This is a genomic window from Patulibacter sp. NPDC049589, assembly GCF_040675535.1.
Lineage (GTDB): Bacteria > Actinomycetota > Thermoleophilia > Solirubrobacterales > Solirubrobacteraceae > Patulibacter.
Map to the genome: position 1 here is coordinate 17,981 of NZ_JBFAPC010000009.1, position 16,122 is coordinate 34,102.

Consider the following 16,122-nt stretch of genomic DNA (forward strand, 5'->3'; position numbering starts at 1 on the left):
CATGGCCACCCCTGACCCCCGCCCGTCGAGCCCGCTCGACGGCATCGTCCTCATCGCCTACGACGGATCCGCCAACGCGGACCACGCCATCGACGCCGCCGCGCAGCTGCTCGGCGGCGGCAAGGCCGAGGTCGTCCACGCCTGGGAGCCCGTCTCCAGCGCCGCGGCCCGCTCGGCGATCTACGCGATCGCGTACGACGACAGCGGCGTGATGCTCGAGCGCGAGCGGCAGCAGGCCGCGGCGGTCGCGGACGCCGGCGTCGCCCGCGCCCGCGCCGCCGGGTTCGAGGCGACCGGCGGCGCGCTCAGCGGCAGCGGGCCGCTGTGGCAGACGATCGTGGAGCGGGCCGAGGCGCTCCACCCGCGCCTGATCGTCATGGGCACGCGCGGCCTGACGGGCGTGCGCTCCGCCCTGGCGGGGAGCGTGTCGCACCACGTGGCGTCGCACTCCGACGTGCCGGTGCTGACCGTGCCGCTCGGCGACGACCGGTCCCGGAGCGCCGGCTAGCGTCGACGACCGCCCCCGGCCCCGGCCCACCGTGATCCGCCAGCCCGTCCTCGTCCTGACCTCCGGCGACGCGGGCCGGCGGGCGCTGGAGCTGGCGATCTCGGTCACGCAGGCCCACCGGGCGTGCCTGACGATCATGCACGTCCTGGACACCTCGCCGCCGTGGTGGGCCGGCACGGGCGGCGGCGCCGACTTCGCCCAGGCGCAGCGCGAGGCGCACCGGGACGGCGAGCGGCTGCTGGCCGCGGTCCGCGACGAGCTGCCCGGCGACGTCCTCGTCCGGACGTGCGTCCTGCACGGCGCGGAGCGCGCCGGCGTCCAGGTCCTCCGCGCGCTGAAGCGCGGCGACCACGACCTGCTGGTGGTCGAGGCGCCCAGCGCCTGGACCGGCCCGGCCGGGCACGGCAGTGGCTGGCTCGTGCGCCACAGCCCGGTGCCCGTGCTGACGGTCCGCGCGCCCTGCGGATGAGCGCCCGGGGCCGGCAGGCACCAGCCGATGCCTCCGCGGCCGCCGGCGGCCGATCGGCACCATCACGATCGCCCCCGGAGCAGGGAAAACGCCGGGTGGGCCACGCGTCCGGACTAGACTCCAGGTGTGCCCGAGGGGACGCCATGACCGACCGGGGCGCCCTCGTCGACCGGGCGCAGCAGGTCGTCGACCGGGCGCGCCAGGTCCGGGACGACGGCGTCGCCGGCGAGGTCGTCGCGTCCGAGGAGCTGACCGACGTCCTGGCCGACGCCACGAACGACCTCCAGGACGCCCTCCGGCGCCCAGGGGCGACCGATCCCGTGGCCACCGCGCGGCTCTGCCGGCTGCTCGTGTCGCTCACCCGGTTGCAGGGCGACCTGCGCGAGCAGGTCGTCGCCGAGCGGTTCGGGACCGTCGCGCGGATCCACGACAGCCACTCCCGCCTGCGTGACGCCGCGACGGTGGCCGAGCTCCTGCCCGCCGCCGCCGAGGAGCTCGGGCGCTCGTGCGGGTTCGACCGCGCGGCGATCTCGCGCCGGCGCGGGTCGACGTGGCACGTCGAGGCCGTCTGGATCGCCCCGGACACCGACCCGCGCGTGGCCCGCACGACCCGCGACTACCTGACCGAGAAGTGGATCCCGCTGCGGCCCGGGACGGTCGAGTCGCACCTCGTGCAGCGCCGCAGCGCGGCCCTGGTCTCCGCCGACGACCCGGGCGTGGACCGGGCCCTGATCGACGCGACCGGCGCCGGCCGCTACGTGGCGTCCCCGGTGATGTCCGGGGACCGCGTCATCGGCTTCCTGCACGGCGACCGCTTCGGTGCCGACCGCGTCGTCACCGAGGTGGACCGCGACAACCTCTGGACCTTCGGGGAGGGCTTCGGCCTCGTCTTCGAGCGGCTCGCGCTGCTGGAGCGCCTCGACGCCCGCCGGCAGCGCGTGAAGGACGCGTTCGCCGCGGCCCAGGACGGCCTGGCGGCGCTCAGCGACGAGGGGCTCCTGCTGTCCCGCCCCGACCACACGGCGGAGCCGCCGTCGCCCTCGCCCCCGGCGACCGACCGGGCGGGGAAGCTCCTGACGGCCCGGGAGCGCGAGGTCGTCGAGCTCATGGCGACCGGGGCTCGCAACCGCGAGATCGCCGAGCGGCTCGTGATCGGCGAGGCGACCGTCAAGTCGCACGTGCGGGCGGTGGCGCGCAAGCTCGAGGCCACGAGCCGCGCCGACGCCGTCGCGCGGTACCTGCGGCTGGGCGAGGAGCCGTCCTCGTGAGCGTCTCGCCGAGCTTCCCCTCGACGGTCGGGCAGGCCGGCTGGCGCCGGCGCTCCACCACGCTGCACGAGCGGGTGGACGCGCTCGCCGAGCGGGTCGGCCGGACGCTCGTGGCGCTCGACGACGGCCGGCTCGGGTCGGACGTCGGCCGGATCGTGGTGGACGCGGCGCGCACCGGCGATCCCGTCGCGCAGCTCGAGGTGCTGTCCGAGGCGTGCATCGACCGGCTCGGCCACGCCGTGGGCCGGGCCGCGATCGACGACCTCGCCGTGCTGGTCTGCGACGCCCAGGCGCTGCGCCTGGAGCTGCACGACCACGAGCTCGTCAGCCGCACGCTGCGCCTGGCGGACTGCGAGCGCGGCCTCGGGCGCCTGCGCACGTGCACGACGGTCGCGTCGCTGCTGGGCAGCGTGTGCGAGGAGGCCAGCCGCGTCTGCGGGTTCGAGCGCGTCCTGCTCTCCCGCGTCGAGGACGGCCGCTGGTACCCCTGGCTGGTCAACAGCGCGATCGCGGAGGAGCCGTGGGTCGTGCCGTGGAGCCGCCGCTCGATCCCGCTCGACGAGCTGACGCTCGAGGCGCGACTGCTGGTCGACCACCGCCCCGAGCTCGTGCTCGACACGGGCGGGGAGGGGATCCCGGCGATCGTGCGGGACGGCGGCTCGCGCTCCTACGTCGCCACCCCGGTCGGTCCGGTCGGCTCCGCCGTCGGCTTCTTCCACGCCGACCACGGCGCCGAGGGCCCGCGCTGCACCGAGACCGACCGCCAGGTGCTGTGGCGGTTCGCCGAGGGCTTCGGCCGGCTCTACGAGCGGACCGCCCTGCTCGAGCAGATGCGGGCCCAGCGGACGCGGATCCGCGGGCTGCTGTCCGTCGTCGACGACGCGATGGCTGAGCTGACGGAGTCGGAGCTCGAGCTCGCGGTGCACCCCGAGGCCGGCCCGCGCGAGAGCGACAGCGCGCTCTCCATGGCCCGGTCGATGCGGGCTCGGCTGGACGGCCTGACACCCCGCGAGCGGGACGTCCTCGAGCTGATCGTCGAGGGCGCGCGCAACGCCGAGATCGCCGAGCGCCTCGACATCGGTGCCGGCACGGTCAAGTCCCACGTCAAGCACATCCTCGCCAAGCTCGGGGCGGTCAACCGGTCGCAGGTGGTGGCGCAGTACCTCGGCTTCCGGGACGGCTGGGGCGACTGAGGCCCGCTGCGGACCACTGCGAGGCGGGGACGTCGCGCCGCACCGCCGTCGCTGTGGGCGTGGATCCCTCGTCGTGACCGCGGCGAGCCGCCGGTCCGACCGGCCCCCGTCCGCGCTCGGCGAGCACGTCCGCGCGCCCGGTCGTCAGATCGATCCCTCGGACGGCGGCGCTCCCGAGCGGTAGCGTCGTCCCATGGACGACGGCCAGCCATCCGAACCGCGGTCCGCGCGGGTCCGCGGGATGCTCGCCGAGATCGCGCTCCAGCGGGAGCTGCGCGACGAGGCCTACGACGCCGCCGAGCACCCCGCGGCGGCGTGGCTGGAGAGCGGCGAGCTCGGACGCCGTGCCCGCGGTGCCCAGGACGGCCTCGAGGCCCTCGTGATGACGGCCCTCGGCGACGAGGACCCGCCGAGCGACGACGAGCTGGCGGAGACCGGCGGGCTGACGCTCGACGAGGTCGGCGAGCTCCGGGCGCGGCTGGAGGGCGGACCGGGACCGGCCCCCGAGCCGCGCGGGCGCTTCCGACTGCGGGGCCGCGGGCGCTGAGCGCCCGGGCGCCCGGTCAGCCCGCGGGCAGCAGCGCGCGCCACGCGTCCCACAGGCGCGCGGCGTAGACGTCGGTCCCGTGCCGCTCGGCGACGGGCCGGCCCGGCACCCGGGGGTCGTCGGCGTGCAGGTGCGGCTCCAGCGCGGCCCGCCACGCGGTGAGGTCCCACGGTGCGCACAGGCACCCGGCGACGGCCCCGACGGTCTCGGCGTGCGCGCCGGTCGGGGTCGCGAGGACCGGGACGTCGCACGCCAGCGCCTCGACGGCCGCGAGCCCGAAGCCCTCGTGCTCGCTGGGGATCACGACGGCGGTGGCGGCGTTCAGCCACGCCCGCATCCGCTCGGGCGGCTCGCCACCCAGCGTCCGCAGCGGCAGGCCCGCGGCGGCCGCGAGCTCGCGGGCCCGGTCGACGCGCTTGACCCGGCGATCGGCGCCGTAGGGGAAGAGGAGGAAGCGCTCGTCCGGGTCCAGGCCCAGCGCTCGGCGCGCCTCGGCGCGGGGCGTCCGGCCGAAGCGCTCGAGCGCGAGCCCGACCGGCAGCGACCGCATCCTCCCCCGGAACGGCCGGGGCAGCATCGTCTCGAGGTCGGGCGACGCGAGCCCGATCAGCCGCTGGGTCGGCAGCACCGCGAGCGTCACGGGGCGGGTGGTCCGGTGGCGCAGGTCGCGGCCGTGCAGCGTGACGCCGCGCCGGCGGGCCCGGACCGCGAGCGCGGGGACGGCGGTCAGCCCGAAGTGGGCGTGGACGACGTCGTAGCGGACGCCGCGGTGCCGGGACCGCAGGCCGCGGGCGGCCGCGCGGTAGTCGCCGGGCGGGAACTCGTCGAGCTGCACGTCGAGCCCGTCGATCCGCCGCAGGGCCGCGACCTGGTCGCGGACGAAGCCGCCGCGCTCGGGGTGCGCGGCGTCCGGGGCCATGTTCGAGACGACGAGGACGCGCACGGGGGCATCGTGCCAGAGCCTCCCCGGGTGGACCGAGCCCCGCCGGACCCGGACGCGTCCCGGACCCGCGACGCTCGGGTCGCGGCCCGGTCCCTTACAGCCGGGCGGCGAGCTCGGTGCCCTGGCGGATCGCGCGCTTCGCGTCGAGCTCGGCCGCGACGTCCGCCCCGCCGATCACGTGGGGGGTGATCCCGGCGGCCTCCAGGGGCGCGAGGAGCTCACGGCGGGACTCCTGGCCGGTGCAGAGGACGACGTGGTCGACGTCGAGGACGAGGGTCGAGCGGCCGTCGGCGCCGGCGGGGTCGGGGACGGTGAGGTGCAGGCCGTCGTCGTCGACGCGCTCGTACGAGACGCCGCCGTGCAGCCGCACGCCGTGGTGCTCCAGCGCCGCGCGGTGGACCCAGCCGGACGTCTTGCCGAGGCCGGCGCCGTGCTTCGACGTCTTGCGCTGCAGCAGGTGGACCTCGCGCCCGGCGGCGACCGGGGCGACGGTCGCCACGCCGCCGCGCTCGCGCGCCGGGTCGCCGACGCCCCACTCCGCCGCCCACGCGGACCGGTCCTGCGTCGGGGAGCCGTCGTGGACGAGGAACTCCGCCACGTCGTAGCCGATGCCGCCGGCGCCCAGGACCGCGACGCGGTCCCCGACCGGCGCGCCGCGCAGGACCTCGTCGTAGCGCAGGACCTTCGGGTGCTCGACGCCGACGATCGGCGGGACGCGCGGGCGCACGCCGGTGGCGACGACGACCTCGTCGAAGCCGCCGAGCCGCGCGGCGTCGGCGACGGTGCCGAGGTGGAGCGTCACGCCGGTCCTCGCGATCCGGCGGTCGAAGTAGCGCAGCGTCTGGAGGAACTCCTCCTTGCCGGGGACGCGGGCGGCGAGGACGAACTGCCCGCCGATCTCCCCGGCGGCCTCGAACAGCTCGACCGCGTGGCCGCGCTCCGCGAGTGTCGTGGCGCACGCCAGCCCGGCCGGGCCGGCGCCGACGACGGCGATCCGGCGCGCGGTGGCGGCGGGGGCGACGACGAGCCGGGTCTCGTGCGCGGCGCGCGGGTTGACCAGGCAGGTCGCGGTCTTCTTGCGGAACGTGTGGTCCAGGCACGCCTGGTTGCAGGCGATGCAGGTGTTGATCTCGTCGGCGCGGCCGGCGCGGGCCTTCGCGACCCACGCCGGGTCGGCGAGGAACGGGCGGGCCATCGAGATCATGTCGGCCTCGCCGGCGGCGAGGATCGCCTCGGCCTGGTCCGGGTCGTTGATCCGGTTGGACGCCACGACGGGGATGGCGACCTCCGGGCGCAGCCGGGCGGTCGCCATACCCGTCGCGCGGGACGGAGGTGACGATCGTCGGGACCCGCGACTCGTGCCACCCGATGCCGGTGTTCAAGACGGTGGCCCCGGCGGCCTCGACCTCGCGGGCCAGCGCGACGGTCTCCTCCCACGTCTGGCCGTCGTCGACGAGGTCGAGCAGCGAGATGCGGTAGACGACGACGAAGTCGGGGCCGACGGCCTCGCGCACGGCCCGGACGATCTCGACGGCGAAGCGGCGGCGGCGCTCCGGGGTGCCGCCCCACGCGTCGGTCCGGCGGTTGGTCCGCGGGGCCAGGAACTGGTTGATCAGGTAGCCCTCGGAGCCCATGATCTCGACGCCGTCGTAGCCGCCCTCGCGGGCCAGCACCGCGCTCGCCGCGAAGTCGGCGACGGTCCGGCGGACGGTCGCCGCGCGCATCGCCCGGGGCCGGAAGGGGTTGATCGGCGCCTTGATCGCCGAGGCGGACTGCGACAGCGGGTGGTAGGCGTAGCGGCCGGCGTGCAGGAGCTGGAGCGCGATCCGCCCGCCCTCGGCGTGCACGGCGGAGGTCACGGTCCGGTGGCGGCCGAGCGTGCGGCGCGAGCGCAGGTCCGACGCGGTGGGGAAGAGCCAGCCCGTGCGGTTCGGCGCGTAGCCGCCGGTGACCATGAGGCCCACGCCGCCGCGGGCGCGCTCCGCGAAGTAGGCCGCCAGGCGACCGGCGTCGCGCCCGCGGTCCTCGAGCCCCGTGTGCATCGAGCCCATCAGGACGCGGTTGCGCAGCGTCGTGAAGCCCAGGTCCAACGGCTCGAGCAGGCGGTCGTACATTGCTACCGACAGTAGCAAGCGCGGCCGATTCCTACACGGGTGTAGGAATCGGCATGATGCCCGCAGGGGTTGGCGCTCCGGAGTCCTTGCCACGGGTTACTACTCGCGGTAGATTCACGTCCATGACGTCCGTACGCAGGGTCTCCGGGGGTGCCGTCCTCCTGCTGATGCTCGCCGCCGGGCTCTTCATGTGGGCGGGCAACCCCTACTTGTGGATCCGGGTGACCGCGGCGCACGCCGACTCGCAGAACCTGACGATGGGCCAGGCCGCGTTCGTCCTGGTGGCGATCGCGATCACGGGCTTCGTGATGGTGAAGGTCCTCGCGGTCCTCAACGGCCTCTACGCCAAGGCGATGGGCGGGTCCGACGACGTGACGGTGCGGATGCCGTGGAACCAGTCGATGCGCGACGGTCGCACGACGGGCAGGACGACCTCCGCGCTGGACGTCGTGATGGTCGTCTCGGTCTCGGTCGCCCTGCTCGCCGCCGCGATCTGGTTCTTCTTCTTCGCGACCTACGTGTAGGGAGGGCATGCGGGCCCCGCCCCGAGCGTCTCGGGTCGGAGGCGCCCCGGAGGGCGACGGGGCTCGGGGCACCCGCAGGGATATTCGGGGTCGCAGGGCCCGGATCCCCCGTCCCCGCGCACGAATGCGGCGGGACCGGCTAGTCTGAAAGTCGATCCGCAATAGCTCTTTGCGGCGCACGACGACACGAAAGGGGACCCAGCATGGCGCTCACCATCGGCGACACCGCTCCGGACTTCGAGGCCGAGACCTCCGCGGGAACGATCAACTTCCACGACTGGATCGGGGACAGCTGGGCGATCCTGTACTCGCACCCGCGCGACTTCACGCCGGTCTGCACCACCGAGCTGGGCTACCTGGCCCTGATCAACGGCGAGTTCGAGAAGCGCGGCGTCAAGACGATCGCCATCTCGGTCGACCCGCTCGACAACCACGAGAAGTGGTTCGACGACATCGAGGAGACGCAGGGCACCCGCCCGCAGTTCCCGCTGATCTCGGACACCGACTTCGCGGTCTCCAAGCTCTACGGCCTGCTCCCGGCCGACGCCTCCGGCGACCCGACGGACCGCACGCCGGCCCAGAACGCGACGCTGCGCAACGTCATCGTCATCGGCCCGGACAAGAAGGTGAAGCTCGTCCTGATCTACCCGATGACCACGGGCCGCAACTTCGACGAGGTCCTGCGCGTGGTCGACTCGCTGCAGCTCACCGCCAAGCACGCCGTCGCCACCCCGGCGCAGTGGAAGCAGGGCGAGGACGTCATCATCGCCGGCTCCGTGTCCAACGAGGCCGCCAAGGAGAAGTACCCGGACGGCTGGAAGGAGCCGAAGCCCTACATCCGGATCGTCCCCGCTCCGTAGGGTCTTCCCCGGTCGCCCGCCGTCGTCCGGCGGCGCGGCCGGGATGCCGCCCGGTCCCGCCGGGCCGGGGCCGGCCGCGCACTAGGGTCGGGGGCATGCTGGAGCCCAACGCCCTGACCGGCGCCGACATCGACCGCGCCGCCGACCGCCGGCGCCGGGACGCCGACTGGGTCCGCGCTCAGCGCCTGGACCCCCGCGCCCGGGCCGTCGTGCTCGGGGACGCCGGCGTGCGCGCGAGCGGCAGCGCGCTCGACCTGGCGCCGCTCGCGGAGGTCCTGTCCGCCGACCGGCCGGACGAGGAGCTCGTGCTGCTCGGGGCCGACGCCTACGGGCCGCTCTTCGTGGTCGACGAGGACCCGCCGGTCCCGGGACGCCGGGCGCCGCTCGTCGGCGCGGGCGGCATGCGCGGCGAGCCGGCGCCCGAGGCCGCCGACCGGCTCGGGCTGCGCAACGCCGCCCAGACGCTGTCGCAGGCCGAGGGCGGGCTCGTCGCCTACGCGGGCGCGCTCCTGAACTGGCACCGGGCCACGGGGTTCTGCGGCGTCTGCGGCGGCGCGACCACCGCCGGCGAGGCCGGGATGACCCGGATCTGCGGCGTTTGCGGGACGCACCACCACCCGCGGACCGACCCCGTCGTGATCATGCTCGTCGTCGACGACCCGGGCGACCGCGTCCTGCTCGGCCGTCAGGCGGCGTGGCCGGCCCGCCGCTACTCGACGCTCGCGGGGTTCGTGTCCCCCGGCGAGAGCCTCGAGGAGGCCGTCGTCCGCGAGGTGCTCGAGGAGGCCGGGGTGGTCGTCGGGCCGCCGGTCTACCGCAGCTCGCAGCCGTGGCCGTTCCCGTGCTCCCTGATGCTCGGCTTCCACGTGCCGTTCCTCGAGGGCACGATCGGGGGCACCGACGACGAGCTCGAGGACGCCCGCTGGTTCTCCCGCGACGAGGTCCGCGAGGCCGCCGTCGGCGACGACTCCTGGGACGAGCCGCCGGCGGGCGAGGGCCTGCTGCTGCCGCCGCGCTCCGCGATCGCCCGGCGCCTGATCGACGAGTGGGTCGCGGGCTGAACGGCGGGCCGGCCCGCGGGGCGTCGAGGGCACGGCCGGCGCGCTCGCCCCGACGGGCGAACGGCGGGCCCGGAGGACCGCCCGCCCGCGGGCGATCGGCCCCGGGGGACGTCTCCTACACTTGATCCGTGTCCGCTTCACCCAGCCGCGCGTCCATCGATCCGCGGCAGTCGTTCCCCGAGCTGGAGAAGGTCGTCGCCGAGCGGTGGGCCGAGCGGGGCGTGTTCCAGCGGTCGATGGAGCAGCGCGAGGGCGCGCAGCCGTGGGTCTTCTGGGAGGGCCCGCCGACCGCCAACGGGCGCCCGGGCGTGCACCACATCCTGGGGCGCGTCTTCAAGGACGTCTTCCCGCGCTTCCAGACGATGCGCGGCTTCCACGTCGAGCGCCGCGGCGGCTGGGACTGCCACGGCCTGCCGGTCGAGATCGCCGTCGAGAAGCAGCTCGGCCTCACGAGCAAGCACGACATCGAGAACATCGTCCCCGGCGACGTCCGGGCGTCGATCGAGCGCTTCAACGCCGCCTGCCGCGCGTCGGTCTTCTCGCACGTCGAGGAGTGGGATCTCCTGACGCGCCGCGTGGGGATGTGGGTCGACCTCGACGACGCCTACCGGACGCTCGACCCGTCCTACGTCTCGTCGGTCTGGTCCGCGCTGAAGACGATGGACGAGAAGGGCCTGCTCTACCAGGGCAACAAGGTCGTCCCGTTCTGCACCCGCTGCGGCACCGCGCTGTCCAGCCACGAGGTCGCCCAGGGCTACGAGGACATCAAGGACACCTCGGCCTACGTGCGGTTCCCGGTCGTCCACGAGGCGCTCCCGCTCACGAGCCCGCTGCAGGAGGGCGACAGCCTCGTCGTCTGGACCACCACCCCGTGGACGCTGTGGGCGAACGTCGCCGCCGCCGTCGGGCCGGACGTCGAGTACGTCCGCGTGTCGACGCCCGACCGCGACGGCGCGCGGCAGGTCGTCGTCGCCGCGCGCGAGCTCGTGACCCACGCCTTCGGCGAGGACGCCGAGGTGCTCGGCGACCCGTTCCCCGGCAGCGCGCTCGAGGGCACGGTCTACGAGGCCCCGTTCGTCGTCGCCGGCCGCACCGACGCCGGCTACGGCGCCGTGATCGCCGCCGACTTCGTGTCGACGGACTCCGGCACCGGCGTGGTCCACCTCGCGCCCGCGTTCGGCCAGGACGACTTCACCGCCGTCGCCGACGCGGCGGCGAAGCGGCGGTTCCCGGCGGGCACCGCGGCCGCGAGGTTCGACGCCCGCGACCCCTCGACGCTGCTGAACCCCGTCCAGGAGGACGGCACCTACGACGCGAGCGTCACCGACGTCGCCCCGCAGTACGCCGGGCGCTTCGTCAAGGAGCTCGACCTCGACATCGTCACCGAGCTCGCCGACCGCGGGCTGCTCCAGCGCAAGCAGCGCTACGAGCACTCCTACCCGCACTGCTGGCGCTGCGGCACGCCGCTGATCTACTACGCGCGCCCCTCCTGGTACGTCGCCACGGCGACCGTCCGCGACGGCCTCCTGGCCGCCAACGAGCAGGTCACCTGGCACCCGCCGCACATCAAGGAGGGCCGCTTCGGCGAGTGGCTGCGCGGCAACGTCGACTGGGCGATCAGCCGCTCGCGCTACTGGGGCACGCCGCTGCCGATCTGGCAGTCGACGACCGTCCCCGAGGGCGAGGAGCTGCCGCGACGGATCGTCGTCGGCTCGCTGGCCGAGCTCGCGGAGCGCTCGGGCGTGACGCTCGAGGATCCGCACCGGCCGTACGTCGACGACGTGACGTTCGAGGAGGACGGGCTGACGTTTCAGCGCGTCCCCGAGGTCCTCGACGTGTGGTTCGACTCCGGCGCGATGCCCTTCGCGCAGGACGCCGCGCCGCAGGACCCGGCCGGCCTCGCGCACTACGAGGCGCACCGGATCGCGGACTTCGTCTGCGAGGGCCTCGACCAGACCCGCGGCTGGTTCTACTCGCTGCTCGCCGAGAGCGTGCTCCTGCGCGACGAGGCGCCGTACAAGAACGTCGTCTGCCTGGGCCTCATCCTCGACGCCGACGGCAAGAAGATGAGCAAGTCCGTCGGCAACGTCGTCGACCCGTTCGAGGCGCTGGACCGCTTCGGGGCCGACGCGCTGCGCTGGTACTTCTTCACGAGCAAGCAGCCGTGGGAGGGCTACCGCTACTCCGACGACGCCGTGCGCGACGGGGTGCGACTGTTCCTGCTGCCGCTCTGGAACACCGCCAGCTTCTACGCGCAGTACGCCGCGATCGCCGAGGACTCCTCCGACGACGCGGATGCCGTTCCCGCCACCACCCTCGGCACCGAGACCGAGCTGGACCGCTGGATCGCCAGCCGGCTGGAGGCGACCACCCAGGTCGCCACCGAGGCGCTCGACGCCTACGACGTGACGACCGCCGGCCGCGCGATCGGCGCGTTCGTCGACGAGCTCTCCAACTGGTACGTCCGGCGCTCGCGCCGCCGCTTCTGGGCGGGCGACCCGATCGCCCTGGGGACCCTGCGCACCGCGCTCGTCCGCGTGGCGACGATGCTCGCCCCGCTGGCCCCGTTCGTCGCCGACGAGCTCTACGTCCAGCTCGGCGGGGAGCACGACTCCGTGCACCTGGCGGACTGGCCGGCCGTCGACGCGTCCCGTCGCGACGCGGCGCTCGAGGCCGACATGGCCGTCGCGCGCGAGGCCGTCCGCCTGGGCCTCGCCGCCCGCGCGGCGTCGGGGCTGAACGTCCGCCAGCCGCTGCGCAAGGCCGTCGTCGTGGCGACCGGCGACGAGCGCGCCGCGATCGAGCGGCTCTCCGCCGTCATCACCGACGAGCTGAACGTCAAGGCGCTGGAGTTCGTGGCCGAGGCCGACGAGCTCGGTCGCGTCGCGCTGAAGCCGAACCTCCGGTCCCTCGGCCCGCGCTTCGGCAAGGCGATGGGCACCGTCCGCGCCGCGATCGAGGGCCTCGACGGCACGCGCGTCGCCGCCGCGCTGCGCGAGGGCGAGCCCGTCGTCGTCCAGATCGACGGGGCCGAGCACGAGCTGACCGCGGACGACCTCCTGATGTCGCTGGAGACGCCCGACGGCTATCAGCTCGAGCGCGAGGGCCAGCACGCCGTCGCGCTGGACCTCGAGGTCGACGACGCCCTGCGCGCCGAGGGCCTCGCCCGCGCCGTGCTGCGTCAGGTCCAGGTCGCCCGCCAGGACGCCGGCTTCGACGTCACCGACCGGATCGAGCTCGTCCTCGGCGGCGACGCCGCGGCGCTCGACGCCGTCCGGGCCCACGAGGAGCACCTCCTCGCCGAGGTGCTGGCGACGACGGTCGCCTACGAGGGCGCGGCCGGCACGCCGGTCCAGGTCGACGGCCGCGACGTCGTGGTGCAGGTCACGCGGGTCTGACGGCGCGAGGCCGGCCTCGCGCCCGGGCCGGGGTGGGGGTCGGTCGATCGTCGGCCAGGGGGTGTCGGGGATCGTCCGGGGGTCGCGGGCGGCTCGGGGTGCGGGGTGGGGGTCGGTCGATCGTCGGCCAGGGGGTGTCGGGGATCGTCCGGGGGTCGCGGGCGGCTCGGGGCGCGGCGTGGGGGTCGGTCGATCGTCAGCCAGGGGGTGTCCGGGATCGTCCGGGGAGGCGATGGTCGCGCCGGGTCGCCGGGTGCGTCAGCCCTTGACCCGCTTGCGCCGGCCCGCGCCCCACGCGGGGTCGCGCGACGCGTAGCGGTACAGCGCCGCCGGGCGGCCCGCGCCGGCGCGTCGTTCCTCGCCCGTCGGCTCGATCAGGCCCGTGGCGCGCAGGTCGCGCGCGAACGTGCCCGGGTCGTAGGCCACCTGGGCGATCGCGGCGTAGACGCGGCGCGCGTCCGGCAGCGTGAACGTGCCGGGCAGGATCCCGACCGCGACGTTGGACCACCACAGCTTGCCCTCGACGCGGTCGAGGGCGGCCGCCAGGATCTCCGCGTGGTCGAACGCCCACGGGTGGTCGCCGCGGGCGTCGATCCAGTCCGCCGCCGGGTCCTCGGCCTCGGTGTCCGGGGGGACGAGGGCGAGGTGCGCGACGGTGGGGACCCAGCCGCGCGGGTCGCGGCCGGGTGCGGCGAACGCGCCGAGCTGCTCGAGGTAGAGGTCGGTCAGGCCGGTCTTCTCGGCGAGCTTGCGCCGCGCCGTCGCGAGGGGATCCTCGTCCGGGCCGACGAACCCGCCGGGCAGGCGCGGGCCAGGCAGGTCGCCGTCCGCCGCCAGCGCGAGGACGACCACGCGGTCGTCCCGGACGGTCAGGACGACCACGTCCGCGGTCAGGCCGGCCGGGCTCGCGAAGCCCGCGCTGTTCTCGGCGGTCCAGGTCATTCCGACGCGCCGGCCATGGTCGCCTGCCCGCGCTCGCCGCCGCCGGCCACGGTCTCCCGCCCGCGTTCCCCGCCGCGGGCGACGCGCCGTGGACGGGGCGGGGAGGAAGGTTCCGGGGTGGCCATCGCGACGCAGCGTACCGGTCCGGGAGCCGCGGTGGACGATTTGAAGGCGAAATGACAAGAAGTCCTTGACGGCGCAGGATCCGGTCCCTATCGTCCTAAAAAAGGCAATACGACAAGAACTGAGCTGACGACATGGCCGAGATCAAGAGCTACCCCCTGATGCGCCACCTGCGGGCCGAGCCCACGGTGTTCGTGCAGCGCTTCCGCGGCGGCAGGCCGGTCCGCGCGGGCAACGGCCTGGCGTTCTGGTTCCGCACGAACAACACGACGGTCACCGAGGTCCCGGTCGACGACCGCGAGCTGCCGTTCCTCTTCCGGGCGCGCAGCCGCGACTTCCAGGAGCTGACGGTCCAGGGCGCGATCACGTACCGCGTGGTCGATCCCGAGCGGCTCGCGGCGCGCATCGACTTCACGCTCGACCTCGGCACCGGCCGGCTGAACGAGACGCCGATGGAGCAGGTCGCGGCGCTGCTCGGGCAGCTCGCCCAGCAGTTCGTCACCGACGAGCTCGTTGGGATGGACCTGCGGCGGATCCTCCAGGACGGCGTCGCCCCGATCCGCGACCGGATCGGCCGGGGCCTGGCCGGCGAGCCCGCCGTGACGGACCTCGGGCTCGAGGTCGTCGCCGTCCGGGTCGCGGACGTCGCGCCGACGGCCGAGGTCGAGCAGGCGCTCCAGCGCCCGGCGCGCGAGGTGATCCAGCAGGAGGCCGACGGCGCGACGTTCCAGCGCCGCGCGCTCGCCGTGCAGAACGAGCGCGCGATCGCGGAGAACGAGCTGCAGAACCGCGTCGAGCTGGCTCGTCGCCAGGAGGAGCTCGTGCGGCAGGAGGGCCAGAACCGCCGGCAGGCCGCGGAGGAGGAGGCGACCGCTGCCCTCGTCGAGGCGCAGGCCGAGGACGAGCGTGGCCGGCTCGAGCTCGACCGCCGCGCCGCGACGATCGACGCGGTCGAGGCCGCGAAGCTCCGCGCCGAGACCGAGCGCACGCGGATCCAGGCGGAGGCCGGCCCGCAGGTCCTGCTGGCGCTGGCGCTCCAGCAGCTGGCCGGCGAGATCGGCAAGGTCGAGCACCTGACGATCACCCCCGACCTGCTGCAGCCCCTGCTCGGCGGGCTGGCCGCGGCGGGCGACCGCCGGCTCGCCGGCGTCGGTGCGGCGACCGACGCGGCAGGGGGCGGGGTGGCCATCGCGGCGGCCGGCGAGACCGGTGCCGAGGGGCCGGCTGGGGTCGACGCCGCCGACCGGACGGAGCGCTGAGCGGTGCTGCGCCGCGCCGTCCTCGTCGAGCGGCCCACCGAGCTGCAGGAGCTGCTCGCCCGGCACGGCACGCGCGAGCAGGCGCGGTTCTTCCTCCGCACCCGTGGCCTCGACCTGGCCGAGACGGAGGAGCGGCACCTGCGCCACGAGGAGGCCCGCACCGCCGTCTTGCGCGCGGTCCCCGCGGAGTGGCGGACCGCGACCGTCCGCCGCGACGAGCTCGACCGCTTCCTCTTCGAGGCGGACGACGTGGTCCTCGTCCTGGGCCCGGACGGCCTGGTCGCCAACGTCGCGAAGTACCTCGACGGGCAGCCGGTCGCGGGCCTGGACCCCGACCCCGGCTTCAACCCCGGCGTCCTCGTCACCCACGCGCCGACGGCGACCGCGGACCTCTGTGCGGACGTCGTCGCCGGCCGGGCGATCGTCCGCGAGCGCACGATGGTCGCCGCGACGCTCGACGACGGGCGGACGCTGACGGCGCTCAACGAGCTCTTCCTCGGCCACCGCAGCCACCAGTCCGCGCGCTACGAGCTGGCCGCGGACGGCCGGCGCGAGCACCAGAGCTCGTCGGGCCTGATCGTCGCGACCGGGACCGGCGCGACGGGCTGGGCGGCGAGCATCAACCGCGGGCTGGCCGCGCCGCTGACGCTCCCCGGACCCGCGGATCCGGCGCTGGCGTGGTTCGTGCGCGAGGCGTGGCCCGGTCCGCGGACGGCGACCACCCTGACCGCGGGCGGGCTGGCCGGCGGAGAGACGCTGGAGGTCGTGAGCGAGAACGGCGAGGGCGGGGTCCTCTTCGGCGACGGCATCGAGGCCGACCACGTCCCGCTGGACCGCGGGCAGCGGGTGACGATCGGCGTGGCCGACCGGCGGCTCCGGCTGCTGGGGTAGCGGCCGTGCCGACGCCGCCGGT

General features: G+C 75.3%; 13 protein-coding genes and 1 pseudogene. 11 read left to right on the forward strand and 3 right to left on the reverse strand.

Features of this window, described 5'->3' with window-relative positions:
- Position 1 precedes the first annotated feature (1 nt).
- The 5 genes from AB0L40_RS02915 (at position 2) to AB0L40_RS02935 (ending at position 3,985) form a co-directional block, all read left to right on the forward strand.
- Positions 2 to 508, forward strand: coding sequence for a universal stress protein (locus tag AB0L40_RS02915; RefSeq protein ID WP_364348901.1), 507 nt, complete (start codon positions 2 to 4; stop codon positions 506 to 508).
- A gap of 31 nt (positions 509 to 539) precedes the next feature.
- Positions 540 to 977 carry a universal stress protein gene (locus tag AB0L40_RS02920; protein WP_364348904.1) on the forward strand — a complete coding sequence of 146 codons (438 nt, stop codon included), beginning with the start codon at positions 540 to 542 and terminating at the stop codon, positions 975 to 977.
- Between the two features lie 143 nt (positions 978 to 1,120).
- Positions 1,121 to 2,245, forward strand: coding sequence for a helix-turn-helix transcriptional regulator (locus tag AB0L40_RS02925; RefSeq protein WP_364348907.1), 1,125 nt, complete (start codon positions 1,121 to 1,123; stop codon positions 2,243 to 2,245).
- Entirely contained in the window at positions 2,242 to 3,438 is a 1,197-nt protein-coding gene (locus AB0L40_RS02930) for a LuxR C-terminal-related transcriptional regulator (RefSeq protein ID WP_364348910.1), read from the forward strand. Before AB0L40_RS02925 ends, AB0L40_RS02930 begins: the two co-directional genes overlap by 4 nt.
- A gap of 193 nt (positions 3,439 to 3,631) precedes the next feature.
- The gene (locus AB0L40_RS02935) at positions 3,632 to 3,985 is read left to right on the forward strand and encodes a hypothetical protein (protein ID WP_364348913.1); all 354 of its coding nucleotides are present in this window, start codon (positions 3,632 to 3,634) and stop codon (positions 3,983 to 3,985) included.
- 16 nt (positions 3,986 to 4,001) lie between these two features.
- Here AB0L40_RS02935 and AB0L40_RS02940 read toward each other — a convergent pair whose 3' ends face one another.
- The gene (locus AB0L40_RS02940; protein WP_364348916.1) at positions 4,002 to 4,928 is read right to left on the reverse strand and encodes a glycosyltransferase; all 927 of its coding nucleotides are present in this window, start codon (positions 4,926 to 4,928) and stop codon (positions 4,002 to 4,004) included.
- 94 nt (positions 4,929 to 5,022) lie between these two features.
- Positions 5,023 to 7,042, reverse strand: a pseudogene (locus tag AB0L40_RS02945) (NADPH-dependent 2,4-dienoyl-CoA reductase).
- A gap of 122 nt (positions 7,043 to 7,164) precedes the next feature.
- On the opposite strand from AB0L40_RS02945, the gene AB0L40_RS02950 reads away from it, so the two are divergent.
- The 4 genes from AB0L40_RS02950 (at position 7,165) to ileS (ending at position 12,885) form a co-directional block, all read left to right on the forward strand.
- Complete coding sequence (locus AB0L40_RS02950; protein ID WP_364348919.1) at positions 7,165 to 7,566, forward strand: hypothetical protein; 402 nt, start codon at positions 7,165 to 7,167, stop codon at positions 7,564 to 7,566.
- Positions 7,567 to 7,769: 203 nt separating this feature from the next.
- Positions 7,770 to 8,426 carry a peroxiredoxin gene (locus AB0L40_RS02955; protein ID WP_364348922.1) on the forward strand — a complete coding sequence of 219 codons (657 nt, stop codon included), beginning with the start codon at positions 7,770 to 7,772 and terminating at the stop codon, positions 8,424 to 8,426.
- Positions 8,427 to 8,521: 95 nt separating this feature from the next.
- Entirely contained in the window at positions 8,522 to 9,487 is a 966-nt protein-coding gene (gene nudC / locus AB0L40_RS02960; protein WP_364348925.1) for an NAD(+) diphosphatase, read from the forward strand.
- 128 nt (positions 9,488 to 9,615) lie between these two features.
- Positions 9,616 to 12,885, forward strand: coding sequence for an isoleucine--tRNA ligase (gene ileS / locus AB0L40_RS02965; protein ID WP_364348928.1), 3,270 nt, complete (start codon positions 9,616 to 9,618; stop codon positions 12,883 to 12,885).
- 258 nt (positions 12,886 to 13,143) lie between these two features.
- On the opposite strand, the gene AB0L40_RS02970 is transcribed toward ileS, so the two are convergent.
- Entirely contained in the window at positions 13,144 to 13,827 is a 684-nt protein-coding gene (locus AB0L40_RS02970; RefSeq protein ID WP_364348931.1) for an NUDIX domain-containing protein, read from the reverse strand.
- 257 nt (positions 13,828 to 14,084) lie between these two features.
- Between AB0L40_RS02970 and AB0L40_RS02975 the strand changes: the two genes are divergently transcribed.
- Positions 14,085 to 15,209: an SPFH domain-containing protein gene (locus tag AB0L40_RS02975; RefSeq protein WP_364348934.1), complete on the forward strand. Its 1,125-nt coding sequence runs from the start codon at positions 14,085 to 14,087 to the stop codon at positions 15,207 to 15,209.
- A gap of 3 nt (positions 15,210 to 15,212) precedes the next feature.
- Positions 15,213 to 16,100 carry a hypothetical protein gene (locus AB0L40_RS02980; RefSeq protein WP_364348937.1) on the forward strand — a complete coding sequence of 296 codons (888 nt, stop codon included), beginning with the start codon at positions 15,213 to 15,215 and terminating at the stop codon, positions 16,098 to 16,100.
- Positions 16,101 to 16,122: the final 22 nt, after the last annotated feature.

Excerpts from the sequence above, each read along its gene's own strand:
- AB0L40_RS02970 (WP_364348931.1), bottom strand. The coding sequence starts at position 13,827 with ATGACCTGGACCGCCGAGAACAGCGCGGGCTTCGCGAGCCCGGCCGGC.
- AB0L40_RS02955 (WP_364348922.1), top strand. The coding sequence starts at position 7,770 with ATGGCGCTCACCATCGGCGACACCGCTCCGGACTTCGAGGCCGAGACC.
- nudC (WP_364348925.1), top strand. The coding sequence starts at position 8,522 with ATGCTGGAGCCCAACGCCCTGACCGGCGCCGACATCGACCGCGCCGCC.
- AB0L40_RS02950 (WP_364348919.1), top strand. The coding sequence starts at position 7,165 with ATGACGTCCGTACGCAGGGTCTCCGGGGGTGCCGTCCTCCTGCTGATG.
- AB0L40_RS02975 (WP_364348934.1), top strand. The coding sequence starts at position 14,085 with ATGGCCGAGATCAAGAGCTACCCCCTGATGCGCCACCTGCGGGCCGAG.
- AB0L40_RS02935 (WP_364348913.1), top strand. The coding sequence starts at position 3,632 with ATGGACGACGGCCAGCCATCCGAACCGCGGTCCGCGCGGGTCCGCGGG.
- AB0L40_RS02925 (WP_364348907.1), top strand. The coding sequence starts at position 1,121 with ATGACCGACCGGGGCGCCCTCGTCGACCGGGCGCAGCAGGTCGTCGAC.
- AB0L40_RS02915 (WP_364348901.1), top strand. The coding sequence starts at position 2 with ATGGCCACCCCTGACCCCCGCCCGTCGAGCCCGCTCGACGGCATCGTC.